General features: G+C 60.7%; 26 protein-coding genes. 6 read left to right on the top strand and 20 right to left on the bottom strand.

Going from position 1 to position 25,948, the window contains the following annotated elements; genetic code table 11:
• Nucleotides 1–85: 85 nt before the first annotated feature.
• The 3 genes from HBO09_RS03905 to HBO09_RS03895 all read left to right on the top strand — a co-directional run bounded on the left by HBO09_RS03905 (nt 86) and on the right by HBO09_RS03895 (nt 2,782).
• Nucleotides 86–883 (top strand): transporter substrate-binding domain-containing protein, encoded by a 798-nt coding sequence (locus HBO09_RS03905; protein ID WP_169991996.1) that lies wholly within the window; start codon nt 86–88, stop codon nt 881–883.
• Between the two features lie 212 nt (nt 884–1,095).
• The gene (locus tag HBO09_RS03900) at nt 1,096–2,055 is read left to right on the top strand and encodes an amino acid ABC transporter permease (RefSeq protein ID WP_057958060.1); all 960 of its coding nucleotides are present in this window, start codon (nt 1,096–1,098) and stop codon (nt 2,053–2,055) included.
• On the top strand, nt 2,048–2,782 hold the full coding sequence (locus HBO09_RS03895) for an amino acid ABC transporter ATP-binding protein (RefSeq protein ID WP_029295984.1): 735 nt from the start codon (nt 2,048–2,050) through the stop codon (nt 2,780–2,782). Before HBO09_RS03900 ends, HBO09_RS03895 begins: the two co-directional genes overlap by 8 nt.
• Nucleotides 2,783–2,797: 15 nt before the next feature.
• Here the strand turns inward: HBO09_RS03895 and HBO09_RS03890 are convergent, their stop codons facing one another.
• The 11 genes from HBO09_RS03890 to ubiE form a co-directional block, all read right to left on the bottom strand.
• The gene (locus tag HBO09_RS03890; protein ID WP_169992007.1) at nt 2,798–4,705 is read right to left on the bottom strand and encodes a methyl-accepting chemotaxis protein; all 1,908 of its coding nucleotides are present in this window, start codon (nt 4,703–4,705) and stop codon (nt 2,798–2,800) included.
• Nucleotides 4,706–4,892: 187 nt separating this feature from the next.
• Nucleotides 4,893–6,809 (bottom strand): methyl-accepting chemotaxis protein, encoded by a 1,917-nt coding sequence (locus HBO09_RS03885; protein ID WP_169992019.1) that lies wholly within the window; start codon nt 6,807–6,809, stop codon nt 4,893–4,895.
• A 192-nt stretch (nt 6,810–7,001) separates the two neighbouring features.
• Complete coding sequence (locus tag HBO09_RS03880; protein WP_169992021.1) at nt 7,002–7,709, bottom strand: 16S rRNA (uracil(1498)-N(3))-methyltransferase; 708 nt, start codon at nt 7,707–7,709, stop codon at nt 7,002–7,004.
• Nucleotides 7,706–8,497 carry a twin-arginine translocase subunit TatC gene (gene tatC, locus HBO09_RS03875; protein WP_032862241.1) on the bottom strand — a complete coding sequence of 264 codons (792 nt, stop codon included), beginning with the start codon at nt 8,495–8,497 and terminating at the stop codon, nt 7,706–7,708. The genes HBO09_RS03880 and tatC overlap by 4 nt, the downstream gene beginning before the upstream one ends.
• Nucleotides 8,494–8,901: a Sec-independent protein translocase protein TatB gene (tatB, locus tag HBO09_RS03870; RefSeq protein WP_169992023.1), complete on the bottom strand. Its 408-nt coding sequence runs from the start codon at nt 8,899–8,901 to the stop codon at nt 8,494–8,496. Before tatB ends, tatC begins: the two co-directional genes overlap by 4 nt.
• Nucleotides 8,902–8,911: 10 nt before the next feature.
• Nucleotides 8,912–9,190 carry a twin-arginine translocase TatA/TatE family subunit gene (locus HBO09_RS03865; RefSeq protein WP_169992025.1) on the bottom strand — a complete coding sequence of 93 codons (279 nt, stop codon included), beginning with the start codon at nt 9,188–9,190 and terminating at the stop codon, nt 8,912–8,914.
• A 27-nt stretch (nt 9,191–9,217) separates the two neighbouring features.
• Nucleotides 9,218–9,550 (bottom strand): phosphoribosyl-ATP diphosphatase, encoded by a 333-nt coding sequence (locus HBO09_RS03860; protein WP_024072933.1) that lies wholly within the window; start codon nt 9,548–9,550, stop codon nt 9,218–9,220.
• 2 nt (nt 9,551–9,552) lie between these two features.
• Nucleotides 9,553–9,945 (bottom strand): phosphoribosyl-AMP cyclohydrolase, encoded by a 393-nt coding sequence (hisI, locus tag HBO09_RS03855; RefSeq protein ID WP_169992027.1) that lies wholly within the window; start codon nt 9,943–9,945, stop codon nt 9,553–9,555.
• A 64-nt stretch (nt 9,946–10,009) separates the two neighbouring features.
• On the bottom strand, nt 10,010–11,614 hold the full coding sequence (gene ubiB, locus HBO09_RS03850) for a ubiquinone biosynthesis regulatory protein kinase UbiB (RefSeq protein WP_169992029.1): 1,605 nt from the start codon (nt 11,612–11,614) through the stop codon (nt 10,010–10,012).
• Nucleotides 11,611–12,234, bottom strand: a complete 624-nt coding sequence (locus HBO09_RS03845; protein ID WP_169992031.1) for an SCP2 sterol-binding domain-containing protein — start codon at nt 12,232–12,234, stop codon at nt 11,611–11,613. The genes ubiB and HBO09_RS03845 overlap by 4 nt, the downstream gene beginning before the upstream one ends.
• Nucleotides 12,234–13,004 (bottom strand): bifunctional demethylmenaquinone methyltransferase/2-methoxy-6-polyprenyl-1,4-benzoquinol methylase UbiE, encoded by a 771-nt coding sequence (ubiE, locus tag HBO09_RS03840; RefSeq protein ID WP_076961787.1) that lies wholly within the window; start codon nt 13,002–13,004, stop codon nt 12,234–12,236. Before ubiE ends, HBO09_RS03845 begins: the two co-directional genes overlap by 1 nt.
• 157 nt (nt 13,005–13,161) lie before the next feature.
• Between ubiE and HBO09_RS03835 the strand changes: the two genes are divergently transcribed.
• From HBO09_RS03835 to HBO09_RS03825, 3 genes are all read left to right on the top strand, one after another.
• The gene (locus HBO09_RS03835; RefSeq protein WP_169992033.1) at nt 13,162–13,437 is read left to right on the top strand and encodes a polyhydroxyalkanoic acid system family protein; all 276 of its coding nucleotides are present in this window, start codon (nt 13,162–13,164) and stop codon (nt 13,435–13,437) included.
• A gap of 334 nt (nt 13,438–13,771) precedes the next feature.
• The gene (locus HBO09_RS03830; protein WP_169992035.1) at nt 13,772–14,194 is read left to right on the top strand and encodes a phasin family protein; all 423 of its coding nucleotides are present in this window, start codon (nt 13,772–13,774) and stop codon (nt 14,192–14,194) included.
• A gap of 11 nt (nt 14,195–14,205) precedes the next feature.
• Nucleotides 14,206–15,123, top strand: coding sequence for a phasin family protein (locus HBO09_RS03825; RefSeq protein WP_170060848.1), 918 nt, complete (start codon nt 14,206–14,208; stop codon nt 15,121–15,123).
• A 110-nt stretch (nt 15,124–15,233) separates the two neighbouring features.
• Here the strand turns inward: HBO09_RS03825 and HBO09_RS03820 are convergent, their stop codons facing one another.
• The 9 genes from HBO09_RS03820 to argS form a co-directional block, all read right to left on the bottom strand.
• Nucleotides 15,234–15,854, bottom strand: coding sequence for a TetR/AcrR family transcriptional regulator (locus tag HBO09_RS03820; protein ID WP_169992039.1), 621 nt, complete (start codon nt 15,852–15,854; stop codon nt 15,234–15,236).
• A gap of 32 nt (nt 15,855–15,886) precedes the next feature.
• Nucleotides 15,887–17,569 carry a class II poly(R)-hydroxyalkanoic acid synthase gene (phaC, locus tag HBO09_RS03815; RefSeq protein WP_169992041.1) on the bottom strand — a complete coding sequence of 561 codons (1,683 nt, stop codon included), beginning with the start codon at nt 17,567–17,569 and terminating at the stop codon, nt 15,887–15,889.
• A gap of 102 nt (nt 17,570–17,671) precedes the next feature.
• Nucleotides 17,672–18,529 carry a poly(3-hydroxyalkanoate) depolymerase gene (gene phaZ, locus HBO09_RS03810; protein WP_029296035.1) on the bottom strand — a complete coding sequence of 286 codons (858 nt, stop codon included), beginning with the start codon at nt 18,527–18,529 and terminating at the stop codon, nt 17,672–17,674.
• 195 nt (nt 18,530–18,724) lie between these two features.
• Nucleotides 18,725–20,404, bottom strand: a complete 1,680-nt coding sequence (gene phaC, locus HBO09_RS03805) for a class II poly(R)-hydroxyalkanoic acid synthase (RefSeq protein ID WP_169992043.1) — start codon at nt 20,402–20,404, stop codon at nt 18,725–18,727.
• Nucleotides 20,405–20,653: 249 nt separating this feature from the next.
• Nucleotides 20,654–21,031: a DUF971 domain-containing protein gene (locus tag HBO09_RS03800; protein WP_029296039.1), complete on the bottom strand. Its 378-nt coding sequence runs from the start codon at nt 21,029–21,031 to the stop codon at nt 20,654–20,656.
• A gap of 162 nt (nt 21,032–21,193) precedes the next feature.
• Nucleotides 21,194–22,531, bottom strand: coding sequence for an ATP-dependent protease ATPase subunit HslU (hslU, locus tag HBO09_RS03795; protein WP_169992045.1), 1,338 nt, complete (start codon nt 22,529–22,531; stop codon nt 21,194–21,196).
• A gap of 38 nt (nt 22,532–22,569) precedes the next feature.
• A complete protein-coding gene (hslV, locus tag HBO09_RS03790) occupies nt 22,570–23,100 on the bottom strand; it encodes an ATP-dependent protease subunit HslV (protein WP_017738857.1) in 531 nt (176 codons plus the stop codon).
• Between the two features lie 255 nt (nt 23,101–23,355).
• Entirely contained in the window at nt 23,356–24,057 is a 702-nt protein-coding gene (locus tag HBO09_RS03785) for an SPOR domain-containing protein (protein ID WP_029296044.1), read from the bottom strand.
• A 1-nt stretch (nt 24,058) separates the two neighbouring features.
• Nucleotides 24,059–25,795 (bottom strand): arginine--tRNA ligase, encoded by a 1,737-nt coding sequence (gene argS / locus HBO09_RS03780; RefSeq protein ID WP_169992047.1) that lies wholly within the window; start codon nt 25,793–25,795, stop codon nt 24,059–24,061.
• Nucleotides 25,796–25,948 lie beyond the last annotated feature (153 nt).

Raw genomic sequence — 25,948 nt, 5'->3', positions numbered from 1 at the left:
CGAGTGGGTTAGCATCGCTCCCCGAAGAAATAGTGCAGCCGTTCTAAGGCCTGCATCAAAATAAAATGAGTCAGGGGACTTGGTGATGAAAAAGTATCTTTCGATGCTGATGCTCGGTGTTACAGCCTTGCTGGCAGTCAATACGGCCCAGGCCGGGGCGATTGACGACGCGGTCAAGCGCGGCACCTTGAAAGTCGGCATGGATCCGACCTACATGCCGTTCGAAATGACCAACAAGCGCGGCGAAATCATTGGTTTCGAAGTCGACCTGCTCAAAGCGATGGCCAAGTCCATGGGGGTCAAGCTGGAGCTGGTCTCCACCGGTTACGACGGCATCATCCCGGCCTTCCTGACCGGCAAGTTCGACATGATCGGCAGCGGCATGACCCTGACCCAGGAACGCAACCTGCGCCTGAACTTTAGCGATCCGTTCATCGTGGTTGGCCAGACCCTGCTGATCCGCAAGGACCTGGAAGGCACCATCAAGTCCTATAAAGACCTGAATGACGAGAAATATCGCCTGACCTCCAAGCTCGGCACCACCGGCGAGATGGTGGCCAAGAAGCTGATCTCCAAGGCCAAGTACCACGGCTACGACAACGAGCAGGAAGGTGTGCTTGACGTGGTCAACGGCAAGGCCGACGCCTTTGTCTACGACGCGCCGTACAACGTGGTTGCCGAGAAAAAAGTCGGCAATGGCAAGCTGGTGTACCTCGAAGAACCCTTCACCTACGAGCCTCTGGCATTTGGTCTGAAGAAGGGTGATTACGACAGCATCAACTTCATCAACAACTTCCTGCACCAGATCAAGCACGACGGCACCTACGATCGCATCCATGACAAGTGGTTCAAGAGCTCCGAGTGGCTCAAGGACATGGAATAAGCCAGTTGTGGCGAGGGGGGCTGTTGTGGCGAGGGGGCTTGTCCCCCGCTGGGTGGCGAAGCCGCCCCAAAACCAACCCCTGCGGTCTATCTGATACAGCTGGGTAAGCCTTGCAGGGGCGGCTTCGCCACCCAGCGGGGGACAAGCCCCCTCGCCACAACAAGCTCCCTCGCCACAGAGGGGCTTGCCCCGACCTTGATGGATGTTGAGCAATGAAACAGAAAAAAGCCCAATGGCCCTGGCACCTGCTGACCGTGCTGGTGCTGGTCGGTATGGCCGGCGCGTTGTACTACGCCACCTCGCTGATGTCCTACGAATGGCGCTGGAACCGCGTGCCGCAATACTTCGCCTACCAGGCTGAAGAGTCCAAGCGGGCGGCGGATATTTCCACCGTGGTTGAGTTGGTGCGCAAGGGCGATGTCGCTGAAGTCACCCTGCGCAATGACGCAGGCGCCGAGCAGCACCTGACGGTAGCCGAAAACAGCCTGCAAGTGGCCCGTGGCGACGATGTGGCCGAAGGCGATGTAATCGGTGTGACCCGGCATTGGGCGCTTGGCCCGTTGATGTGGGGTTTGTGGACCACCCTGTGGCTGTCGCTGGTCTCGGGGGTATTGGGCCTGTTCATCGGCCTGGCGACGGGCCTGTGTCGTTTGTCGAATAACCCGACCTTGCGCGATCTGTCGACGATCTACGTAGAACTGGTGCGCGGCACGCCGCTACTGGTACAAATCTTCATTTTCTACTTCTTTATCGGCACGGTACTGAACCTGTCCCGTGAGTTCGCCGGCATCGCCGCGCTGTCGCTGTTTACCGGCGCCTACGTGGCAGAAATCGTGCGTGCGGGCGTGCAGTCGATTGCCCGTGGCCAAGGCGAAGCGGCCCGCTCACTGGGCTTGAGCGCCAGCCAGTCGATGCGCCACGTGGTGTTGCCGCAGGCCTTCAAACGCGTGTTGCCGCCGTTGGCCGGGCAGTTTATCAGCCTGGTCAAGGACACCTCGCTGGTCTCGGTGATCGCCATTACCGAGCTGCTCAAAAGTGGTCGCGAGGTCATCACCACCTCGTTTTCGCCGTTTGAAATCCTGTTCTGTGTCGCAGGTCTGTACCTGCTGATCAACCTGCCGCTGTCGAAAATGGCCAGCCGGCTTGAGCGGAGGCTCGCCCAAAGTGATTGAAGTCCGCGATCTGGTAAAAGTCTTCGACACCCGTGGGCACGTGGTCCGCGCCGTGGATCACGTCACCACCCAGGTGGCCAAGGGCGAAGTGCTGGTGGTGATCGGCCCGTCCGGCTCTGGTAAGTCGACGTTCCTGCGTTGCCTCAATGGCCTGGAGGAGTTCGATTCAGGCTCGGTGAGCATTGACGGCTTGCAACTGGCCGACCCCAAGACCGATGTGAACGCCTATCGTCGCGAAGTCGGCATGGTGTTCCAGCACTTCAACCTGTTCCCGCATATGACCGTGCTGGAAAACCTGTGCCTGGCGCAGAAAGTCGTGCGCAAGCGCGGCAAGAAAGAGCGTGAGGCCAAGGCCCTGGCGTTGCTGGAGAAGGTCGGCATTGCACAGAAAGCCAACGAGTTTCCCTCGCGGCTTTCCGGTGGCCAGCAACAGCGCGTGGCGATTGCCCGGGCGTTGGCCATGGAGCCCAAGGTCATGTTGTTTGACGAGCCTACTTCGGCGCTGGACCCGGAGATGGTCGGCGAAGTGCTGGATGTCATGAAAACCTTGGCCCTGGAAGGCATGACCATGGTCTGCGTCACCCACGAAATGGGTTTTGCCCGGGAAGTGGCGGATCGGGTGTTGTTCTTCGATCACGGCAAACTACTGGAAGACGCAGCGCCCGCGCAGTTCTTCGATTCGCCGAAGGATCCACGGGCACAGGCGTTCTTGCGTCAGGTTCTGTAAGTCCCATGGGCAGGTTCAAACCTTGAACTTGCCCACGCACTGCTGAAGATTCGTTCCCAAGCGTGCCAATTCAATACTTGCTGCCGCCGTCTGTTCGCTGGCAGCAGCGGTTTGCTCCGACACGTCCCGCACTTTCAACACGCTGCGATTGATCTCTTCGGCCACCGCACTTTGCTGTTCGGCGGCGGCGGCGATCTGTGGATTCATTTCCTGGATGACCAGTACGGTGCGCGCGATTTCCGTCAGGGCGTCCCCAGCGTTGCGGGTCAGGCCGACACTGCGATCGGTCAGGGTGCGGCTGTTGTCCATGATATCGGCGACCTGTTGCGTGCCACTGTGCAGCCCGTCAATCAGTTCTTCGATTTCCTCGGCGGACTGCTGGGTGCGCTGGGCAAGGCTGCGTACTTCATCGGCGACCACCGCAAATCCTTGGCCAGCTTCACCGGCGCGGGCGGCCTCGATCGCCGCGTTGAGCGCCAGCAGGTTGGTCTGCTGGGACACCGACTTGATCACCTCCAGCACACTGCCGATCTTCTGGCTTTCCCGTTGCAGGCCCAGCATTGCCTGGCTCGAACGCGCCATCTCGTGGGCGAGGTGTTCAATGTGCGCCACCGCATCCGTCACCACCTGATCCCCCAGTTCGGTTTGTTGATTGGCCTGGCTGGCGGCAATCGAGGCCTGTTCGGCATGCCGGGCGACTTCCTGGGCGGTGGCGAGCATTTGGTTCATGGCGGTCGCCACCTGCTCGGTTTCGTCACGCTGATTGTTCACGCCCGCCCGGGTTTGCTCGGTGACGGCCGAAAGCTCTTCGGCGGCGCTGGCGATCTGCCGGGCATTGTCGCTGATGCCGCCAATCAGCCCCCGCAGGTTAAGGGTCATTTGCGCCATGCTGCATTGCAGTTGACCCAATTCATCCCGGCGCCGGGTCTGCACATCGTGGCTCAGATCGCCATCGGCGATGCGGTTGGCCACGGCCAGCGCCCGACGTAGGGGGGTTACGATCTGCCCGGAGATTACCCAGGCCGCCAGGGCGCCGAACAGCAAGGCTGCAGCGGTGATGGCAAGGGTTTGGGTACGAGCGTTTTCGGCCTCCTGGTCGCGACGCTCGGTCTGGTCCTGACTGAGCAGGTCACTTTGCGCCAACAGTTGATCCAACTGCTGCTCCAGCAGGTTTTGCGCCTTTTCGGTGTTGAGTTGGGTGTCCCGCAGGCGTATCAGATGTGTGCGGATACTCAGTACGATATTTTTCAATGCGCCGCTGTCCACCGGTAACTTCTCTACGGCGGCCTGGGCCTGTTCGAGGTTGCGTTCAGCGTCGCTGACGGTCTGGGCAAAGGCATCCAGGGAACTGGCGGCCCAGGCCGGGCTCGTGGCGCGGTCTTCGGCCTGTTCGATGGCCAGGCGCAAATCTTCGACGGTATCGAGGGCCTTCTGGTCTTCTTGATCGGGTAGGTCGCTGGCCAGTTGGGACAGGGCGTCACCGCTGTCGATGGTGCTTTGCTTCAATTGTTCACGGGCGGTTTCCCGCTGTTTGACCAGCGCCGGTACATCCTTGAGCGTGGTTTTGAATTGACCGGAAATACTCACCATGCTTTGCAGATATTGGAGCGGCTTGGCTGCCTTGACCCGTATTGAAACCTCGGCCAGATACCCGTCGACCCGCTCCATGGAGAGACTCAGTTTTTTCAGGCTGGCCTCAGCGTCAAGGGTGCGGTAGACGATGCGATCAGCCCGCAGTTCTTCGCCGGTTACTGCCAGTTGCGCGAGTACGCTCAGGGTTTGTGAACGGTAAAGCGACGCCGCCAGGGCCTGCCAGCCGGTGAGGGCAATCACCAGGCTCAGGGCCAATACCAAGGCAAAGCCCAGAACCAGTTTGAGGGTGACGCTGGCGTTACCCAGCAGTTGAGTCATTCGAGCAAGCATGGTCAACCTCCGGCAAGTGAACAAAGGAGTTCGCTGTACCGGGGCGCCGACGGGCGTGGACACAGTGAACCCACTTGAACGCTAGTTCCGTTGGACGCCGGGCGTGTGGATCAGGGCCTGAAAAGCATGTAGGAAATTTCACAATCTTTAAGCGGCGACCCGAACGGATCGCCGCAAAGGGCAGGTATCAAACCCGGAAGCGGCCGACCAGAGCCTGCAGATGGGTGCCCAGGCGTGCCAGTTCGGTACTGGAGGCGGCGGTCTCTTCACTGGCCGCTGCGGTTTGCTCGGATACGTCACGCACATTCAGCACGCTACGGTTGATCTCTTCGGCCACCGCGCTCTGTTGCTCGGCGGCGGTCGCGATCTGCTGGTTCATGGCCTGGATGGCGGAGACGGTACGGGTGATGTTTTCCAGGGCACTGCCGGCACGACGGGTCAGATCGACGCTGCTGTCGGTGAGGCTGCGGCTGTTGTCCATGATGGTCGCCACCTGCTGGGTGCCACTTTGCAGGCCGACGATCAGCTCTTCAATTTCTTCGGTGGATTTCTGCGTGCGTTGCGCCAGGCTGCGCACTTCATCGGCCACCACCGCGAAGCCACGACCGGCTTCCCCGGCGCGTGCGGCTTCAATAGCGGCGTTGAGCGCCAACAGGTTGGTTTGTTGGGCTACGGACTTGATCACGTCCAGCACGCTGCCGATCTTGTCGCTTTCGCGCTTGAGATGGCCCATGGCCTCGCTGGAGTTGCCGACTTCGCCGGCCAGGCGCTCGATCTGGGCGATGGCTTCGCCGACCACTCTGTCACCTTCGCGGGCCTGTTGGTCGGCGGCGACGGCGGCCTCCGATGCCTCTTCGGCATTGCGCGCCACTTCCTGCACGGTGGCGGCCATTTCGTTCATGGCGGTGGCGACCTGGTCTGTCTCGATCTTCTGGTTGTTGACCCCGGCGTTGGTCTGCTCGGTAACCGCCGACAATTGTTCGGCGGCGCTGGCGATTTGCGTCACGCCGTCGCTGATCCCACCGATCAAGTCGCGCAGGCCCATGGTCATGCTTTGCATGGCACGTTGCAGTTGGCCCAGTTCGTCCTGGCGTTGCGAGACTAGGTCGTGGGTCAGGTCACCGGCAGCGACGCGCTCGGCGACCTTGAGGGTTTGGCTCAGTGGAATCACGATCTGCCGGGTAATCGCCCAGGCCGCCACGATGCCGAAGACCAGCGCCAGGGCGGTGGCGAGCATCAACAGGAACTTGGCCTGCGCGGCGTCAGCGTTGCGGATGATGGTTTGTGAAGCGGTGAGTTTTTTGCTGCGGTCGAACAGCAGGTCGCCTTGTTCAGCCATGGCCTTGAGGGCTGCGGCGCTGGCCACCTGGGAATCACGGAACTGGCTGACTGCCGCGAGATAGGCCTTGAGGGAGTCGCTGGCCTCTTGCAGGTTGGCGCTGTATTGCTCCGGCAATTGACTGCGCAGGCTGTCGGCGTTTTTCAGGGCATTGGCGATGGCGTCCAGGGCCGGCTGCTCGGCCTCGACCTTGGCGCTATAGGTGTAGCCACGTACCTGGAAGCGCGCCTGTTGGATCAACTTGCTCAAGTCGATCACGCTGTTGAATTGGCTGACGCTGTCGCCTTGCAGCAGGCTCTTTTCGATCTCCGACACGCGGGCGACGGCGTTGTCAGCGGTGGCGCCGAGTTTGCTGCGGGCGTCTTCGCGGCTGGCACCGGCCTGGACCATGGCGCTGAAGGATTGTTTGTACTTGGCGACGGCAGCCAGTTGCTCGTCGATCAAGGCAACATCGGCCGGCTGCTCGATCTGGCTACGTGCGGTCTTCAGGCCGCTGTCGAGCTTCTCCATCAGCTCGTTGACCAACCCGGGACCTTGTTCACCACGGCGCATTTCATAGTCCAGGCGGGCTTGGCGCAGGTCTTTGGTCAGTTCATTGAGGCTGGAAATAAAGCCCAGTTTATCGCCCCGGCTGATCACGCCGCTAAGGCCCGTCCAGCCGGTGAAGGTAATCAGGAGCGTGAGGACCAACACTAGGCCAAAGCCCACGCTCAGCTTGCGATTGACGCTCACATTCCCCAGTTTTTCAGCTAGCCAACGGTACATGCGGTGAACTCCCCTGAACAAGGCTTGGACTTATCCTGAGCGTATCGGCATGCGAGCGCGATTCTATAGGAGCGAGCTTGCTCGCGAAAATCGTCAGCGATAACCAGTGCTTGCTAAATGAGCGCGTCGTTCTCAAGTTTTTCGCGAGCAAGCTCGCTCCTACAGGAGATTTCAGTGGTCTATCAGAGGGGTTTAGAAGAGGCGGGCGAGCAGGGCGGTCACGGCGGTTTCCACACGCAGGATCCGCGCCCCCAGTTGCACCGGCTGCAACCCGGCCTTGGCCAGCAAATCCACCTCATAGGGGATCCAGCCACCCTCGGGGCCAATGGCCAGGGTTACCGGCTCATCCAGGCCGCGTGGGCAGGGTGGGTAAGCACCGGGATGCCCGACCAGGCCAAGGGTGCCTTGGGTCAGGGCCGGCAGGCGGTCTTCGACGAAGGGCTTGAAGCGCTTTTCGATGATGATCTCGGGCAACACGGTATCCCGCGCCTGTTCCAGGCCAAGGATCAGTTGTTCGCGAACCGCTTCGGGCTCCAGGAAGGGGGTCTGCCAGAAGCTTTTCTCGACCCGATAACTGTTGACCAGGACCACCCGTGGCACACCCATGGACGCCACGGTCTGCAACACCCGACGCAGCATTTTCGGGCGCGGCAGGGCCAGCAGTAAGGTCAGCGGCAGTTTGGCCGGTGGCGGCTGGTCGAGGCTGATTTGCAGCTCGGCTTCGCCCGCTTCCAGGCGCAGCAACTGCGCATTGCCCATCAAGCCGCCAATGCGCCCGACGCGCAGGCTATCGCCGACCGCCGCGCGATGCACTTCCTGCATGTGCACCAAGCGTCGGTCACGCAGGACCACCCGGTCGGCCGCGATAAAGTCAGCGTCTTCCAGCAGCAGCAGGTTCACGGTTGTGTCGCTGGCGGCTGGTCGTCATCGGCGGGTTGGTCATCCGGGTGTTCGCCACGCTTGCTCACCAGGCTGCCAAACAGGATGCCGACTTCAAACAGCATCCACATCGGCACGGCCAGCAAGGTTTGCGAGAAGATATCCGGCGGGGTCAGGATCATGCCGACCACGAAGCAGCCGATGATCACGTACGGGCGGATCTTGCGCAGGTACTTGACGTCGACCACGCCGATCCACACCAGCAGTACCACCGCCACCGGGATCTCGAAGGCCACGCCAAAGGCGAAGAACAGCGTCATCACGAAGTCGAGGTAGCTGGTGATGTCGGTCATCATTTCCACGCCGGCCGGAGTGGCGGCGGCGAAGAACTTGAAGATCAGCGGGAACACCAGAAAGTAGGCGAACGCCATGCCGGTGTAGAACAGCATGATGCTCGACACCAGCAACGGCACGGCGATGCGTTTTTCATGCTTGTACAGGCCCGGTGCGATAAAGCCCCAGATCTGGTGCAGGATCACCGGGATCGCCAAAAACAGCGAAACCATCATCGTCAGCTTGAGCGGCGTGAGGAACGGCGAGGACACGTCGGTGGCGATCATCGTCGCGCCCACCGGCAGGTACTCGCGCAGCGGCGTGGAGACAAAGGTGTAGATCTGCTGGGTAAAGGCAAACAGCCCGGCAAAGATCACGAAGATCGCCGCGACACACCGCAGCAGGCGGGTACGCAACTCGGTGAGGTGCGAGACCAGCGGCATATGCTGGTCGTTTTCCGGTTTATCAGCGCTCATGGGGCTCGCGGCGGCAATGTAGGGTCGTGGGGAGCGGGCGACGCGGCGGGCGTCGGCGCAGGCTCTGTTGGGGGCACGGGCGTTGCGGTCGGGGTGGTTTCGGGCACTGGCGCAATGCTCTGCTCGGCCACCGGTTCAACCGGTGTCGGCGCCTGTTGCTGGGGCGCGAGAATTTTCCGCGCTTCCTGCTCCAGGGACAGAATGTGTTCGTTGTGCAGTTGCCGACGAATCTCGTCGGCGCCGATTTCCCGTTCAACTTCCTGTTTGATGGCGTTGAAACTGCGTTTCAGGCGCCCGACCCACAGGCCAGCCGTGCGCGCGGCGCCGGGCAGGCGTTCAGGCCCCAGCACCAACAGGGCAACAAGGCCGACGAGCAGCAGTTCAGAGAAGCTGATACCAAACATTAGTCAGTGCTCACGAGTCTTTGCGGGACGGCTCTTCGACTTTCTCGGCCTGCACGTCGAAGGTGCGGCGCTCGGTGATCGGCTGCGCGGCCTGGGGGTGTACAGGCTGCGCCGGCGGGACTGGGTTGGCGCCGGAATCGGCCGGTTTTTCGTCGTCGTTCATGGCTTTGCGAAAGCCCTTGATGGACTCGCCGACGTCGGTGCCAAGGTTCTTCAGTTTCTTGGTACCGAACACCAGGACGACCACCACGAGAATAACAACCCAGTGTTTCCAGTCAAAAATGCCCATGCTGCAATTCCTCAGTCAGAAAGTTATTCAGGCGGACGGGCGCGAGGCCTTTTCGGCGTGCCCGGACAAGCCGAAGCGACGGTCCAGTTCATCGAGCACGGCCTGTGGGTGCTGCCCCAGTTGGGCGAGCATCACCAGGCTATGGAACCACAAGTCAGCGGTCTCATAGATGACATCGCTGCAGTCGCCGCTGATCTCGGCATCCTTGGCGGCGATGATCGTCTCGACGGATTCTTCGCCGAGTTTTTCCAGAATCTTGTTCAGACCCTTGTGGTACAGGCTGGCGACATAAGAGCTGTCGGCGTCCGCACCTTTGCGGTCCTCCAGCACCTGGGCCACACGGTTCAGGGTATCGCTCATGTTCAATGTCCTGCCGAGTAAATGGCGTGCGGGTCTTTGAGTACGGGCTCGACGGTTTTCCACTCGCCGTTTTCGAACACCCGATAGAAGCAGCTGTGGCGGCCGGTATGACAGGCGATGTCGCCGATCTGCTCGACCATCAGCACGATCACGTCGGCGTCGCAGTCCAGGCGCATTTCGTGGAGTTTTTGCACATGCCCGGACTCTTCGCCCTTGCGCCACAGTTTGCCACGGGAACGTGACCAGTAGATGGCACGCTGCTCGGCGGCAGTCAGGCTCAGGGCCTCGCGGTTCATCCAGGCCATCATCAGGATGCGCCCGGTCTTGTGGTCCTGGGCAATGGCTGGCACCAGGCCGTCACTGTCCCACTTGATCTCGTCCAGCCAGTCTTTCATCTTCGACTCCGACAGCCGTGCGCGACCCGCCCCGGCAATGTGCAACAGTGTATAACCGGTCGGCCTATCGACGCACGACCAGATAAACGCCCACGGCGACCATGATCCCTGCCGGCCAATGGCCCAGCCCATTCAACGGCCCACCGGCTGCGAGCACCGCGCCACCGGCCAGGTGCGCCGCGCCCAGCAGGCGCAGGAACCAGTCGTCCTTGCGCCGGTGCCACGGCGGTGCCGGGTCTTTGGCGTGGGGCTGGGACATGCGCTCGAGCAGGTCGCGGGTCATGTTGGCCAGGTGCGGCAGTTGCTCGACCTGGCTTTGCAGGTTGCCCAGCAGGGTTTTCGGGCTGACGCGCTCGCGCATCCAGCGTTCAAGGAACGGTTGCGCGGTGTTCCACAGGTCCAGGTCCGGGTACAGCTGGCGGCCCAGGCCTTCGATATTGAGCAGGGTCTTTTGCAGCAGTACCAGTTGCGGCTGCACTTCCATATTGAAGCGCCGGGCCGTCTGGAACAGGCGCATCAGTACCTGGCCGAAGGAAATATCTTTTAACGGTTTTTCGAAGATTGGCTCGCACACGGTGCGGATCGCCGCTTCGAATTCATTGAGCTTGGTTTCGGCCGGTACCCAGCCCGAATCGATGTGCAATTGCGCCACGCGGCGGTAGTCACGCTTGAAGAAGGCAAACAGGTTGCGCGCCAGGTAGTCCTGGTCCTCGGGGGTAAGACTGCCGACGATGCCACAGTCGATCGCAATGTACTGCGGGCTCCACGGGTTCACCGTGCTGACGAAGATATTGCCGGGGTGCATGTCGGCGTGGAAGAAACTGTCGCGAAACACCTGGGTGAAGAAAATCTCCACACCGCGCTCGGCGAGCATCTTCATATCGGTGCGCTGGTCGGCCAGGGTCGCCAGGTCAGTGACCTGCACCCCGTAGATACGCTCCATCACCAGCACTTTCGGCCGGCACCAGTCCCAATAAACCTGCGGCACATACAGCAGTGGCGAACCTTCGAAGTTACGCTTGAGTTGGCTGGCGTTGGCCGCCTCACGTAGCAGGTCGAGTTCGTCGTAGATGGTTTTTTCGTAGTCGGCGACCACGTCCACCGGGTGCAGCAGGCGCGCATCGGCAGAGAACCGCTCGGCGGCGCGGGCAAGAATGAACAGCCATGCCAGGTCCTGGCCGATGATCGGCTTGAGGCCGGGGCGGATCACCTTGACCACCACTTCTTCGCCGGTTTTCAACTGCGCGGCATGCACCTGGGCGACGGAGGCCGAGGCCAGGGGCGCGACGTCGAAACGGCTGAACACGTCGCTGATCTTCTTGCCCAACTGTTCTTCGATCAGCTTCATCGACTGCTGTGAGTCGAACGGCGGCACGCGGTCCTGCAGCAACATCAGCTCGTCGGCGATATCTTCGGGCAGCAAGTCGCGGCGGGTGGACAGGATCTGCCCGAACTTGATGAAGATCGGCCCCAAGTCCTGCAAGGCCAGGCGCAGGCGTGCACCACGGCTCAGGTCCAGGGTCTTGCGCGGGAACCAGCGCCACGGCAGCACGTAGCGCACCGCCAGCAAAAACCACGGCAGCGGCAGGGCGAACAGCAGGTCATCGAGGCGGTAGCGAATGACGACGCGTTGGATTCGGAACAGACGGCGGACGGCGAGCAGCTTCATGCGTTATCGCTTGGATCAAGGGAGCGGCTCAGGCGCTCGAAGCGCGCCTCAAGCCGTTCCAGGTCGAGTTTGGCCTGGTCGAGTTCACGAAAGCGCGCTTCGGCCTCCCGTTGTCCGACGAGGGTGCGCGATTCTTCGCTCAGGTATTCGGCGAGGTTCTGATTGAGGCTGGCGAAACCCTGCTGGTACCAGCGTGAACGGCTGCGCAGGTGCCCGCTGATCAGTTGGGTGGCCACGGGGCCGAGCCAGCGCGACAGCTCGTATTCCCAGTCCAGCTCCAGGTCTTGCAGCACGGCGGCCAGGTCCATCAACACCGCGCTGTCGCCTTCAAGCTCCACGTCCGGGCCGTGCAGGATCGTGGTCTTGTCCCGGCTCATGGCCAGGCGCAGCAGGCTTGAGCCAGAAGCACGCAGGGTGCAGTCGGCATCGGCGGCCCAGTGCGCCGCCAGCAACAGGCCTTCATCGCTGGGCAGGATAAACAGTTGCAAGGCGGGGCTGGTGCAATCGACGGCAATGATCTTGCCATTGAGGTGCGCCAGCCGCGCCAGGGCGGTGCTGTCCAGGCGCAAGACACGGTTGAGGCCGTGTTCAACGCTGGCGAGAAGGCCCGTGAACAACATCAGGGTTTGATGCCGCGGTGCAGGGCAACGATGCCGGAGGTCATGTTGTGGTAGGTCACACGGTCGAAACCGGCCTCGACCATCATCGACTTCAGGGTTTCCTGGTTCGGGTGCATGCGGATCGATTCGGCCAGGTAGCGATAGCTTTCGGCGTCATTGGTGATCAGCTTGCCCATCAACGGCATGAAGGCGAACGAGTAGGTGTCGTAGACCTTGGACATCAGCGCGTTGGTCGGCTTGGAAAACTCCAGCACCAACAGGCGACCGCCGGGCTTGAGCACCCGCAGCATCGAGCGCAGGGCGTCTTCCTTGTGGGTCACGTTGCGCAGGCCGAAGGCGATGGTCACGCAGTCGAAATGGTTGTCGGGGAACGGCAGCTTTTCAGCGTCGGCCTGGACGAACTCGATATTGCCTGCCACGCCCTTGTCCAGCAGGCGGTCGCGACCGACCTTGAGCATCGAGCCGTTGATGTCGGCCAATACCACCTGGCCGGTAGGCCCGACGAGTTTGGAGAACTTGGCTGCCAGGTCGCCCGTGCCACCGGCGATGTCCAGCACCCGGTTGCCGGCGCGCACGCCTGACAATTCGATGGTGAAACGTTTCCACAGACGGTGCATGCCGCCCGACAGCACGTCGTTCATCAGGTCGTACTTGGCGGCCACGGAGTGGAACACTTCAGCGACTTTTTCCGCTTTCTGGCTTTCCGGGACGTTCTTGAAGCCGAAGTGAGTGGTGGGTTCGGCATCGCTGCCTTTGCGCTGATCAGTCATATCGCTGTCACCAAAAGAGAATGCGGGACATGATAATCCCCAGGGCCTGCTTTGTCTTGGCAAGGCTGAAGGTAAGATAGGTCGCCACCGAGACCTTTTGCCGCATGGCCGGGTAAACAAGGGGCTCAATAAGTCTTTGCAGCGAGGAGTCATTCATATGGCCCGGATACAGGTTGAACGTGCGCATACTCTCGGGAAAGAAGCCGCCAGGGCGAAGGCCGAGAAGTTGGCGCACAAACTCAAGGAACAATACGGCCTTGAGCCGTCGTGGTCCGGCGATACGCTGAACCTCAAGCGTTCCGGAGTTAAAGGCACGCTGAAAGTAGCCGAGGACTCTTTAAGGATCGAGGTGGAACTGGGTCTATTGATGTCGGCCATGAGTGGCACCATCAAGTCGGAAATCGAAAAGGCCCTGGATAAGGCACTGGCCTGATCTCTACTCCCAGGGCAAACACTTACCTGTGGCGAGGGGGCTGTTGTGGCGAGGGGGCTTGTCCCCCGATGGGCTGCGCAGCAGCCCCAATAAGGCACACCTCATTTTTATCAGATACACCGAGGTGCCAGGCTTTGGGGCTGCTGCGCAGCCCAGCGCGGGCGATACGGCGTCCGCAAGCCCGCTCGCCACACTTGCTAGGCACAAAGTGGTACTTGAGCGCCTTTCAAAGGGCTGCTTGTTAGGGTGCCGATTCTAATTTTTCTCCCTACTTTGTCCTCAGCCCTCAACTCCTGTGGGCAGTTCCTCCACCCTTTTATGCGTGAGGTGCACCATGGCCAAAGTTATTTTGAAGAAAAAAATCGACACCCAAAACAACGCCCTGAGTGAGGTTAAAACCTATGCTCGCAAGATCTGGCTGGCGGGTTTGGGGGCTTACGCGAAGGTCGGTAGCGAAGGCGGCGAGTACTTCAAGGAACTCGTTAAGTCCGGTCAACATGTTGAAAGCAAAGGCAAAAAAGTTGTGAATGAACAACTTGATGCGGCCAACAGTCAGATTGATTACGTCAAGAGCAATGTCTCCGGCGTCAAAGGTCGCGTGGAAGTGCAACTGGATAAAGTCGAGAAGGCTTTTGATGCGCGTGTCGCAAGTGCCTTGAATCGTATCGGCATTGCGTCTAAACATGACGTGGAGACACTCTCTGCTAAGCTCGATGAGCTAACGGCATTGCTCGAACGTGTCGCGCGTAAACACTAAGGAGACATCGGATGGCTGTTAAAAAGACTACTCAGAAAGAAGGCAGCTCTTGGGTCGGGAAAGTTGAGGAATACTCCCGCAAGATCTGGCTGGCTGGTTTAGGCGTGTACTCGAAGATCGACAGTGACGGCAGCAAACTCTTCGAGACTTTGGTTAAAGACGGCGAGAAGGCCGAGAAGTTGACCAAGAGCACAGTCGGTAAACAAGTCGATGCGGCCAAGGCGAGCGCCAGCTCTGCCAAGTCCCGTATCAGTGATGCCAAAAAACAGGTACTGGGTACCTGGGGCGAACTGGAAGGCGCACTCGACAAGCGTCTGAACAGTGCCATTTCGCGCCTGGGCGTGCCTAGCCGCAATGAAGTGAAGGCGCTGCACAGCAAGGTCGATACCCTGACCAAGCAAATCGAGAAACTGACCGGCGCCAAAGTGGCTCCAGTCAAAGCTGCGGCAAAACCTGCTGCCAAGCCGGCTGCGAAGACTGCTGCGGCCAAACCTGCGAGCAAAACCGTGGCCAAACCTTTGGTCAAGGCCGCTGCTAAACCTGCAGCGAAAGCAGCCGCCAAGCCTGCTGCCAAACCTGTTGCGAAGAAGCCAGTAGCGGCTAAAGCTGCTGCAAAACCAGCGGCCAAGCCGGCAGCAAAACCTGCCGCCAAACCAGCGGCCAAAACCGCTGCGGCCAAGCCGGCTGCCAAGCCAGTTGCCGCAAAACCGGCTGCCAAACCGGCCGCCGCCAAGCCAGCAGCCAAACCTGCTGCAAAGCCAGTGGCGAAAAAGCCGGCCGTAGCCAAGAAACCTGCAGCGCCCAAGCCTGCTGTTGCGGCCAAGCCTGCGACCCCGGTACCCGCGACCAACTCGGCTACCGCGCCGACGCCCGCCGCAGCTACCTCGACTGTAACGCCGGTAACCCCGACGTCATCCAGTCAGTCCTGATTCACACGGGACCTGTAAAAACGCCCGGCCTGCAAAGGTCGGGCGTTTTTGCTTGGCGCGTGCAACAACACATCCCTGATGTGGGAGCGAGCAAGCCCACCCCCATATTTCTAATCGGTGTCATCCAGGTATCTGAGTGCAAAGCGCTCCGTCGCCAACCTCGCGGGCATCAACAGGTGCGGCGCCACCAGCATCATCACTTGATAGACCACCACCCGCACCTCAGCCTCGCGATCAAGAATCCGCTGGTAATCCAGGGAAAACAGCAGGGTCATGGTGATCTGCTCCACCAGTTGCCCCAGCGCCTGGGTTTCGCTGACCAACTGCCCCTCGGCCTTGAGCCGTGCCAACAGTGAAGCCAGGGTGCGCTTGAGTGCGGTCAGCAGGTTGCGAATGCCCTTGGCCAGCTTCGGCAAGCGCCCGGCCAGGTTCGACAGATCCTGGAACAGGAACCGATAGTGCGCCATGCGCTCGACGATCAAGTGCAGGAACAGCCAGTAATCCTCCGGCGCCAACTGCACCTGCGCCGGTGGGTCTAGCAAAGGCGCCAGTTCGCCCTGGAAGCGCTCGAATAGCCCGATGACCAGGGGTTCCTTGCCATGGAAGTGGTAATAGAGGTTGCCGGGGCTGATCCCCATTTCATTGGCCACTTCCATGGTTGAAACATTCGGCTCGCCCTTTTGGTTGAACAACTGCAGGGCACATTCAAGGATTCGGTCGCGGGTTTTCATCCAGTCTTCTTAGTGTTCAAGGGGCCAGTGTGTCAGCGAACGCGCACATAGGTGCCGGGCGCCGCTTCCATCGGTGGGTAGTTCTGGTTGCCCTGGGCCGTCAGGGTCTCGCGCTGTACCCCGGAGCGTTGCTGGATCCACTCAAGCCACTGCGGCCACCAACTGCCCTCGATATGGCTGGCGTCGTAGTACCAGGCGCGTGGGTCGCTGCTCAGCTTGAGGTTTTCGACAAAGTTGGCCTTGGGGTTGCCCGGTGGGTTGAGGATGCTCTGGATATGCCCGCTGTTGGAGAGCACGAAGCGTTTGTCGCCGCCCAGCAGCAAGGTCGAGCGGTAGACCGCGTCCCACGGCGTGATGTGATCGTTGATCCCGGCCACGCTGAAACTGTCGACCGTGACTTTCTGCAAATCGATGGGCGTGCCACACACTTCCAGGCCGCCGGGATGGCTCAGCGGGTTGTGCTTGAAGAAGTCCAGCAGGTCGCCGTGCAAGGCTGCCGGCAAGCGGGTGTTGTCGTTGTTCCAGTACAGGATGTCGAACGCCGGTGGCTCCTTGCCCAGCAGGTAGTTGTTGATCCAGTAGTTCCAGATCAGGTCGTTGGGGCGCATCCAGGCGAAGACCTTGGCCATGTCGCGGCCATCCAGCACGCCCTGCTGATAGGAGCGGCGCTTGGCTGCTTCCAGGGTCTGTTCGTCGGCAAACAGCATGGCGGGGCTGTCGATCTGGCTGTCCAGCAGGCTGACCAGGTAGGTGGCGCTGGCGACCCGGCGCTGTTGGCGCTTGGCTTGCAGATGGCCTTGCAGGGCCGCGATGGTCAGGCCACCGGCGCAGGCGCCCATCAGGTTCACTTCACGGGCGCCGCTGATTGCCCGGCAGATATTCAGCGCTTCTTCCAGCGCGGCCACATAGGTGGACAGGCCCCACTCGCGATGGCGCACATCCGGGTTGCGCCAGCTGACCATAAACACTTGCAGGCCGTTCTTCAGGGCGTACTGCACGAAGCTGTTGGCCGGGCTTAAATCGAAAATGTAGTACTTGTTGATTTGCGGCGGCACCACCAGCAGCGGCTTGGCGTACTGTTTTTCGCTCATGGGCTTGTACTGGATCAGCTCCAGCAGTTCATTGCGAAACACCACCGAGCCGGGCGTGGTGGCCACCGTCTTGCCGACCTCAAACGCCTGCTTGGTAACCTGGCGCGGCAGGCCGTTGTTGTGCAGCACGTCATCGAACAGATTGCTTATGCCGCGCACCACGCTGTTACCGCCGGAGTTGAGCAGCTCCTTGATCGCCAGCGGGTTGAGCAGGGTATTGGACGGCGACACCGCATCGTTGAGCAGCGAGAAGACAAAGTGCGCCCGTGCGCGATCGTCGTCACTCAAGTGGCTGTCGTCGATCCAGTGCCGGGTCTGTTTCTGCCAGCTCAAATAGGCTTGCAGGCTGCGCCGGTACAGGGGGTTGAGTTTCCAGGTGGGGTCGGCAAAGCGGCTGTCGTGGGGGTTGGGCTCGTGTACGGTTTCACCCAATAGCACCCGACCCAGTTGCCCGCCCAGTGCCAGGGCATGGCGGGCGCTGTGCAGCGGGTTGCGCAAGCCATGGGCTGCGACACTGCGCAGGGTCGAGAGCAGATCCCGGCCGCGCAGGCCGGTGATTGCACTTTGTGCATTGATGAACGCGGCGGGTGTGGGCGCCGGGACATTTGCGGGTCTGTCACGCATGGGTCAACACTCCTTCGTCAATTCGCCAACAAGCACGCCAGTTCAGAACCATAGTCGGTTCTGGCCAAGTTGCGCGTAAAGGTCATCCTGACCCGGTATTGCTCAGGTATTGCTATAGGGCGCCGGCTGCGGATGGATCACCGCACGCAAGCGTTCTTCCTGGAGAAACTTCATGATGATCGGTGCCACCGCTTCGGCCCGGGTAATCAGGAACAGATGGCCGTCGTCGATGATGTGCAACTGCGCATTGGGAATGCGCCAGGCCAGCATGCGCATATTGACCAGCGGGATCAGCGGGTCGTCGTCGCCGGCCAGTACCAGAGTCGGCTGCTTGATCTTGTGCAGCCAGTGAATGCTGGTCCAGCCCAGGCCTGCGAACAGTTGCCAGTAGTAGCCAAGCTTGCCCGCCGAGCGCACTTTGCTCGCGTGCTCGGCGGCCAGTTTTGAATCCCGGCGGAACGAGCCGCCATAGATCATCGGCGCGATGCGTACCACATGGGACGGCTGGATATAGCGGCGGGGGCTGGCCATCAGCCACAGCACTTTTGGCTTACCCGGCACCATGAAGGCGCCGGCAGCGGTGGCGGCCAGGATCAGCTTTTTGCAGCGCTCCGGGTAGTCGTAGGCAAACTGCTGTGCCAGGGCGCCGCCCCAGGAAACCCCAACGGCATTGACCTGGCCATAGTCCAGGTAATCGAGCATGCGCGCAGTGAGTTTGGCCAGGCCGGGAAAGCGATAGGGGCGGCTGGGTGTCGACGATCCGCCGACACCGGGTACGTCGAAGGCAATCACTTCCAGGTCCGGGTCCAGGGCCTGGACGAACGGAAACACCAGCTCCAGGTTGGCGCCGATGCCGTTGAAAATCAGCAGTGGCGTCAAGTGAGACTTGCCCGGTCGTACCGCCGTGCGGATGGTCTGGCCATCCAGGTCGATGGTACGGAAGATGAACGGTTGCGGCATGCTCAAACCCTGTGAAGTGTTACTGCTGGAATGTGGCCAATGTAGGAGCTGGCTTGTGTGGGAGCGGGCTTGCCCGCGATCGCATCAACTCGGCCTGACAGATACACCGTGTTGCCTGCATCGCGAGCAAGCCCGCTCCCACCCTGACCGAGTTCCCACATTTGATCCCATTTCAATCGCGCAAAAGTGTTTGCCTTAGCGCTCGTGAACGTATGTCCCGGGTGCAGCCTCGGCGGCTGCGTAAGTCTTGTTGCCCAAACTCGTAGGTGCTTTCTTCAGCTTGCCCGCGCGTTCCCCTATCCAGCCCTGCCAGTGCAGCCACCACGAGTCGGTATGTTTGGTGGCGTTTTCCTGCCAGTCCAAGGCCTTCTCGCCCATGCTTTCGCTGGTCTGGTAGCGCGCCTTTGGGTTGCCCGGCGGGTTGAGGATGCTCTGGATATGCCCGCTACTGGACAACACGAACTCGACCTTGCCGCCAAACAACTGCGCTGACTTGTAGCAGGACTGCCACGGTGTGATGTGGTCGTTGGTGCCCGCCAGCGAGTAGATGTCGGCCGTCACCTGCTTGAGATCGATCGGTGTACCGCACACTTCCAGGGCATTGGCCCGTATCAGCGGGTTGTTCTTGAACAGCTCGATCAGGTCGCCATGGAAGGCTGCGGGCAGGCGCGTGGTGTCGTTGTTCCAGAACAGGATGTCGAACACTGGCGGCTCATTGCCCAGCAGGTAGTTGTTGACCCAGTAATTCCAGATCAGGTCATTGGGGCGCATCCAGGCGAAGACCTTGGCCATGTCCCGGCCTTCCAGGACGCCGGCCTGGTAGGAGTGGCGCTTGGCTGATTCCAGGGTCTGCTCGTCGACGAACAGCGCCACCTGGGTGTCAAGGGTGGTGTCCAGCACGCTCACCAGCAAGGTCAGGGCGTTGACCTTCTTCTCGCCCAGCGCCGCATAGTGGCCCAGCAGCGCGGTGCAGGTGATGCCGCCCGAGCAGGCGCCGAGCATATTGATGTCTTTGCTGCCGGTAATCGCGGTCACCACATCGACCGCCTCTTTCAGCGCCTCGATGTAGGTCGACAGGCCCCATTCGCGCTGGGCCTTGGTGGGGTTGCGCCAACTGACAATAAAGGTCTGCTGGTTATTGCGCAGGCAGAAGCGCGCCAGGCTCTTGTCCGGACTCAGGTCGAATACATAAAACTTGTTGATCTGCGGCGGTACCACCAGCAGCGGACGCTCGTGCACCTGCTCGGTGATCGGCTTGTACTGGATCAACTCCAGCACGTCATTGCGAAACACCACCGCGCCTTCACTGGTGCCCAGGCTCTTGCCCACTTCGAAGGCGCCCATGTTCACCTGGCTCGGCATGCCGCCGTTATGGACCAGGTCCTTGGCCAGGTGCGAGAGGCCATCGAGCAGGCTCTTGCCGCCGGTTTCAAAGAAGCGTTTGACGGCGGCCGGGTTGGCGGCGCTGTTGGTTGGCGCCATCGCCTCGGTCATCAGGTTGATGACGAAGTGCCCACGGCTGATGTCCTGTTCCGACAGGTTGCTGTCGCCGATCCAGTCATGCAATTCCTTGCGCCACGCCAGATAGGTTTGCAGGTAGCGCTTGTAGAGCGGGTTCTGGCTCCAGGCGGGGTCGTTGAAGCGACGGTCATCGCTTTCTGGGGCAAGCTCGGACTTGCCGAACACCACGTTCTTCAATTCGACGCCAAAGTGGGCGACGTGCTTGACGCTGTGCAACGGTTGCTTGATGGCCTGGGTCAGCACCATCCGCGCAGAAGCCCATAAATCCTTTTTGCGTAACGCGATGATCGGGTTCAGCCCCAGGGTGTTTTCCGAGGCCTGGCGTTTCAAGTCATCGTTATTCTTATTACTCATCTACGACGCTCCATTGTCCGAAAGACGAGTACCGGGTACCGCTGTGCCCTAACTATCGAGGCACAACACAAGCCTGGTACTGCTGCTCGGGTGACCGTTGATACCGCATCGTCAAATGCAGGGAACTTGCCAATTCCATTGGTTACCCGAGTTTTATTTAATGCGCAAGCGGGCCAATCGTTGGCCACACGACAGAGCATTCAAGCAGATGAAATTAGAAAATGCCCACTAATGAGCAAGAAGCTTGAGTTAGAGCATCAGCTTGACGACGGACTGGCTTGGGTCGCGGGTTTTTCCGGCCGCCTTGAGCTCGGCAAGATAATCGGCCCACAACGCGTCCTGACGTACGGCGAGTTGGTAGAGGTAGTCCCAGGTGAACAGTCCGCTGTCATGACCGTCATCGAAGGTCAATTTCAGTGCGTACTGACCGGCAGGTTCGATCTTGGTCAAGCCGACATTCAGCTTGCCGAATTGCAGGATCGGATTGCCGTGGCCCTGGACCTCGGCGGAAGGCGAGTGCACCCGCAGCAGTTCGGCGCTCAGGTGATAGACCTCGTCCGGCCCGTAGGTCAGCGACAGGGTCTTGGAGGCTTTGTGCAGGTTGATGGCGGTGGGCATTTTAGACATTGGGGGAACCGCTCATGGATGATCCTGAAGGAACCGGCTTTAAAATGTGGGAGCGGGCTTGCTCGCGAATGCGGTGGGTCAGTCACAGTTGCATAAACTGACCCACCGCATTCGCGAGCAAGCCCGCTCCCACATTAAAGCAGAGCGGTTCCTGCGTAAGGCCTACAGGATATAACGAGACAGGTCTTCGTTCAGCGCCAATTCGCCCAGGTGGCTGTTGACGTAGTCGGCGTCGATCTTGATCGCCACGCCATTCTGCGCGCCCGCCATGTCGCCGGCACTGAAGGAAACTTCCTCCAGCAAGCGCTCAAGCAAGGTATGCAGGCGACGGGCGCCAATGTTCTCGGTCTTCTCGTTGACCTGCCAGGCAATCTCCGCCAAGCGCTTGATACCGTCCGGCAGGAACTCGATGCCCAGGCCTTCGGTCTTCAGCAGCTCGCGGTATTGCTCGGTGAGCGAGGCGTGCGGTTCGCTGAGAATGCGCTCGAAATCGCCAGGGGTCAGCGCCTTGAGTTCCACGCGAATCGGCAGGCGGCCTTGCAGCTCCGGCACCAGGTCGCTTGGCTTGCTCAGGTGGAACGCACCAGATGCGATAAACAGGATGTGGTCAGTCTTGACCATGCCCAGCTTGGTATTCACCGTACAGCCTTCGATCAGCGGCAACAGGTCGCGCTGCACGCCTTCGCGGGACACATCGACGCCGCCGGAGTTGCCGCGCTTGGCCACCTTGTCGATCTCGTCGATAAACACGATGCCGTGCTGCTCGACCGCTTCCAGGGCCTTGGCCTTGAGCTCTTCCTCGTTGACCAGGCGCCCGGCTTCTTCGTCGCGCACCAGCTTGAGTGCGTCCTTGACCTTGAGCTTGCGGCTTTTCTTCTTGCCCTTGCCCATGTTGGCGAACAGGTTCTGCAACTGGCTGGTCATTTCTTCCATGCCAGGCGGGGCGGAGATATCGACGCCGGAGGCTTCGGCGACTTCGATCTCGATTTCCTTGTCGTCCAACTGGCCTTCACGCAGGCGCTTGCGGAACAGCTGGCGCGTGTTGGAGTCCTGGGCCGGTGCCGAGTCTTCATTGAAGCCTGCACGTGCCGGTGGCAGCAGAGCGTCGAGGATGCGCTCTTCAGCGGCGTCTTCGGCGCGATGGCTGACCTTGGTCATTTCCTGTTCGCGCAGCAGCTTCAGGGCAGCGTCGGCCAGATCACGGATGATCGACTCGACGTCACGACCCACATAGCCGACTTCAGTGAACTTGGTGGCTTCGACCTTGATGAACGGTGCGTTGGCCAGCTTGGCCAGGCGACGGGCGATCTCGGTCTTGCCGACACCGGTCGGGCCGATCATCAGGATGTTCTTGGGGGTTACTTCAACGCGCAACTCTTCGGGCAGTTGCATCCGGCGCCAGCGGTTACGCAGGGCGATGGCAACGGCGCGCTTGGCATCGTCCTGGCCGATGATATGGCGATTGAGTTCATGGACGATTTCGCGGGGAGTCATGGACATAGTGGTGTGTGGTCCTCAAGCAGGAAAAAGCCGACGGCTTATTCCGCGAGGTCCTGCTCCTCAATGGTCAGGTTGTGGTTGGTAAACACGCAGATATCGCCAGCGATACCCAAGGCGGTCTCGACGATTTCCCGGGCCGACAGGTCGGTTTTCTTCAGCAGTGCGCTGGCTGCGGCCTGGGCATAGCCACCGCCGGAACCCATGGCGATCAGGCCGTTCTCGGGCTCAACCACGTCACCGTTGCCGGTGATGATCAGGGATGCGTCTTTATTGGCGACGGCGAGCATGGCTTCCAGACGGCTGAGGGAGCGATCGGTGCGCCACTCCTTGGCCAGTTCGACGGCGGCGCGAACCAGATGGCCCTGGTGTTTTTCCAGTTGGCCTTCAAAGCGTTCGAACAGGGTAAAGGCGTCAGCGGTGGCACCTGCAAAACCGGCGAGGACCTGGCCGTGGTACAGGCGACGCACTTTTTTGGCGTTGCCTTTCATCACGGTATTGCCAAGGGAAACCTGGCCGTCGCCGCCCATGACGACTTTGCCGTGGCGACGAACTGAAACGATGGTGGTCAAGGGGAGAGTCTCCACGCTGCGGGGCGAAAATGCCCTGATGGAACTCATATGGGGGTGGCGGGGGAGATTTCAACCGTAGGAAGGATGTGCGGACGAGTGGTGTCTAGCGGGCTGGCACAGGCTTGAGCGCACTATAAAACCAGTGTGGGAGCTGGCTTGCCTGCGATAGCGGTGTACCAGTCACTGAAAATATTGACTGATACACCGCTATCGCAGGCAAGCCAGCTCCCACATTTGATTCGTGTTGGCTGTGGATCAGCGGCTCTGGCGTTGTTGTAACAACAGGTTGCTAAAGCCAGCGCCCGCCAGTTGTTTCTGCGCCACGGTCAACTGTTCACGGTTACTGAACGGCCCGACCAATACGCGATACCAGGTCGCCTCTTTCACCGTCCCGGATTCCACCGTCACCGTCTGCCCCAGCAGGATGATCTGCGCACGCACCCGATCGGCATCCGCCTGCTTGGGGAACGAGCCTGCCTGCAGGAAGAACTTGGTCACCGGCGCCGCCTTGGTCGTGGCGACCGGTGGTGCCGGCGGCGGGGTAATCCCGGCCAGCGCCGCCTGGGCTCGCGCGGTGTCGATCTTCGCCGCTTCCGCCGGGGTTACCGGGGTGGTGGGCACCTGCGGTGTCGGCAGGGTTTTCTCCGGCACGGCGTCTTGCGGCACGATCACTTCCGACTCCGGCAGCAGCGTGTAGAAGTCGTATTTCGGCTTCACAGGCGCGGTCGGGCTCGGTGGTGTCTTGTTCGCTTCGGCGATCTTGCTGGCTTTCTGCTGCTCCTGCTTGACCCGCTTGACGTCTTCACCCTGGCCCGGTTCCAGTTTCATCAGGAACACGATAAACGCACCGACCGACAGGCCGATGGCCAGCCACATCCAGCCCGGGATCGGTTGTTTGGCCGGTGCCTGGTAGCGGCTGGCGCCGCGCTTGGGTGCAGGTTTTTTCTTGGCTGCCAACTTACATACGCTCCAGAGTTTCCAGGCCCAACAGTTCCAGGCCTTGCTTGAGGGTCCGTCCAGCCAGTGCGGCGAGGCGCAGGCGGCTTTGCTTTTGCGTTTCGTCGTCGGCACTCAGGATCGGGCAGTTCTCGTAGAAGCTGGAGAACAACCCGGCGACTTCATACAGGTAGGTGCACAGAATATGCGGTGTGCCTTTCTCGCCCACGCTGTTGAGCACTTCGCCGAACTGCGCCAGCTTGGCAGCCAGGTCGTGCTCTTGCGGCGCTTGCAGGATGATCTGGCCATCGACTTCGCTGAAATCCTTGCCCAGCTTGCGGAATACGCCCGCCACACGGGTGTAGGCATAGAGCAGGTACGGCGCGGTGTTGCCTTCGAAGTTGAGCATCAGTTCGAAGTTGAAGCTGTAGTCGCTGGTGCGGTGCTTGGACAGGTCGGCATATTTCACCGCGCCAATCCCCACCACCCGGGCGATGTTGCGCAGGTCGGCTTCGGCCAGTTCCGGGTTCTTTTCCTTCACCAGGTTGTAGGCACGTTCCTGGGCTTCGTTCAGCAGGTCGATCAGCTTCACGGTGCCGCCGTCGCGGGTCTTGAACGGGCGGCCATCGGCGCCGTTCATGGTGCCGAAGCCCATGTGCTCCATGTGCATCGGGTGGGTGACGAAACCGGCGCGGCGTGCCACTTCGAACACTTGCTGGAAGTGCAGGGCCTGACGCTGGTCGACGAAATACAGCGCACGGTCGGCCTTGAGCACGCCGCTGCGGTAGCGCACGGCCGCAAGGTCAGTGGTGGCGTACAGATAGCCGCCGTCGGCCTTGACGATGATCACCGGCAGCGGCTCGCCGTCGGCCGTCTTGAATTCGTCGAGGAACACGCACTGGGCGCCATTGCTTTCAACCAGCAGGCCCTTGGCCTTGAGGTCGTTGACCACATTGATCAGGTCGTCGTTGTAGGCGCTTTCGCCCATGACGTCGGCCATGGTCAGCTTGACGTTCAGCAGTTCGTAGATTTTCTGGCAGTGGGACAGGGAAATATCGCGAAAGCGTGCCCACAGCTCCAGGCATTCCTGGTCGCCGGCCTGCAGCTTGACCACCAGGCCACGAGCGCGATTGGCGAACTCTTCGGACTCGTCAAAGCGCTTTTTGGCGGCGCGGTAGAAGTTTTCCAGGTCCGACAGTTCGTTGCTGGTGATGGGGTTCTCTTGCAGGTACGCCATCAGCATGCCGAACTGGGTGCCCCAGTCACCCACGTGGTTCTGGCGGATCACGGTGTCGCCGAGGAACTCCAGGACCCGCGCCACGCCGTCGCCAATGATGGTCGAGCGCAGGTGGCCGACGTGCATTTCCTTGGCCAGGTTGGGTGCCGACAGGTCGATGGCCACACGCTGTACAGGGCCGGCCTTGCGCACGCCGATCCGGGCGTCGGCCAGGGCTACATCCAGGCGTGAAGCCAGGGCCTGGGTGTTCTGGAAAATATTGATAAAGCCGGGGCCGGCGATTTCGGCCTTGCTCACCTGCGGGTCGGCCGGCAGTGCGGCAATGATTTTTTCCGCAAGGTCCCGCGGTTTCATGCCTGCAGGCTTGGCCAGCATCATTGCGATGTTGCTGGCGAAGTCACCGTGGGTCTTGTCTCGAGAGTTTTCCACCTGGATCGCCGGCGTCAGGCCTTCAGGCAACACACCTTCGTTGACGAGTTGGGTGAGGGCTTGTTGGATCAACTGGCGAATTGTGTCTTTCATGGTGTTCTCTTTCGACCGCATGCGGCGGCGCGCGATGCGCAGGTGGAAAAACTGGACATTATCCGGTGCGAGGGCGGGCTTGCCAACCATCAAGGTCCGTTACTGGACCTGCGGGCCTCATCGCGGGCCAGCCCGCTCCCACATTTGACGTCG

The organism is Pseudomonas sp. WS 5027 (assembly GCF_012985695.1).
Classification (GTDB): domain Bacteria; phylum Pseudomonadota; class Gammaproteobacteria; order Pseudomonadales; family Pseudomonadaceae; genus Aquipseudomonas; species Aquipseudomonas hygromyciniae.
Note: the sequence above shows the minus strand (reverse complement) of the source record. Positions and strands in the feature narration are given on the sequence as shown.

Coding starts and splice junctions, on each gene's coding strand:
- HBO09_RS03800 (WP_029296039.1), bottom strand. CDS start 21,031: ATGTCTAAAATGCCCACCGCCATCAACCTGCACAAAGCCTCCAAGACC.
- HBO09_RS03865 (WP_169992025.1), bottom strand. CDS start 9,190: ATGGGCATTTTTGACTGGAAACACTGGGTTGTTATTCTCGTGGTGGTC.
- HBO09_RS03885 (WP_169992019.1), bottom strand. CDS start 6,809: ATGTACCGTTGGCTAGCTGAAAAACTGGGGAATGTGAGCGTCAATCGC.
- HBO09_RS03835 (WP_169992033.1), top strand. CDS start 13,162: ATGGCCCGGATACAGGTTGAACGTGCGCATACTCTCGGGAAAGAAGCC.
- HBO09_RS03825 (WP_170060848.1), top strand. CDS start 14,206: ATGGCTGTTAAAAAGACTACTCAGAAAGAAGGCAGCTCTTGGGTCGGG.
- argS (WP_169992047.1), bottom strand. CDS start 25,795: ATGAAAGACACAATTCGCCAGTTGATCCAACAAGCCCTCACCCAACTC.
- HBO09_RS03820 (WP_169992039.1), bottom strand. CDS start 15,854: ATGAAAACCCGCGACCGAATCCTTGAATGTGCCCTGCAGTTGTTCAAC.
- HBO09_RS03830 (WP_169992035.1), top strand. CDS start 13,772: ATGGCCAAAGTTATTTTGAAGAAAAAAATCGACACCCAAAACAACGCC.
- hisI (WP_169992027.1), bottom strand. CDS start 9,945: ATGAAAGACTGGCTGGACGAGATCAAGTGGGACAGTGACGGCCTGGTG.
- hslU (WP_169992045.1), bottom strand. CDS start 22,531: ATGTCCATGACTCCCCGCGAAATCGTCCATGAACTCAATCGCCATATC.
- phaC (WP_169992043.1), bottom strand. CDS start 20,404: ATGAGTAATAAGAATAACGATGACTTGAAACGCCAGGCCTCGGAAAAC.
- HBO09_RS03890 (WP_169992007.1), bottom strand. CDS start 4,705: ATGCTTGCTCGAATGACTCAACTGCTGGGTAACGCCAGCGTCACCCTC.
- HBO09_RS03900 (WP_057958060.1), top strand. CDS start 1,096: ATGAAACAGAAAAAAGCCCAATGGCCCTGGCACCTGCTGACCGTGCTG.
- phaC (WP_169992041.1), bottom strand. CDS start 17,569: ATGCGTGACAGACCCGCAAATGTCCCGGCGCCCACACCCGCCGCGTTC.
- ubiB (WP_169992029.1), bottom strand. CDS start 11,614: ATGAAGCTGCTCGCCGTCCGCCGTCTGTTCCGAATCCAACGCGTCGTC.
- HBO09_RS03860 (WP_024072933.1), bottom strand. CDS start 9,550: ATGAGCGATACCCTGAACCGTGTGGCCCAGGTGCTGGAGGACCGCAAA.
- tatC (WP_032862241.1), bottom strand. CDS start 8,497: ATGAGCGCTGATAAACCGGAAAACGACCAGCATATGCCGCTGGTCTCG.
- HBO09_RS03905 (WP_169991996.1), top strand. CDS start 86: ATGAAAAAGTATCTTTCGATGCTGATGCTCGGTGTTACAGCCTTGCTG.
- tatB (WP_169992023.1), bottom strand. CDS start 8,901: ATGTTTGGTATCAGCTTCTCTGAACTGCTGCTCGTCGGCCTTGTTGCC.
- HBO09_RS03845 (WP_169992031.1), bottom strand. CDS start 12,234: ATGTTGTTCACGGGCCTTCTCGCCAGCGTTGAACACGGCCTCAACCGT.
- ubiE (WP_076961787.1), bottom strand. CDS start 13,004: ATGACTGATCAGCGCAAAGGCAGCGATGCCGAACCCACCACTCACTTC.
- phaZ (WP_029296035.1), bottom strand. CDS start 18,529: ATGCCGCAACCGTTCATCTTCCGTACCATCGACCTGGATGGCCAGACC.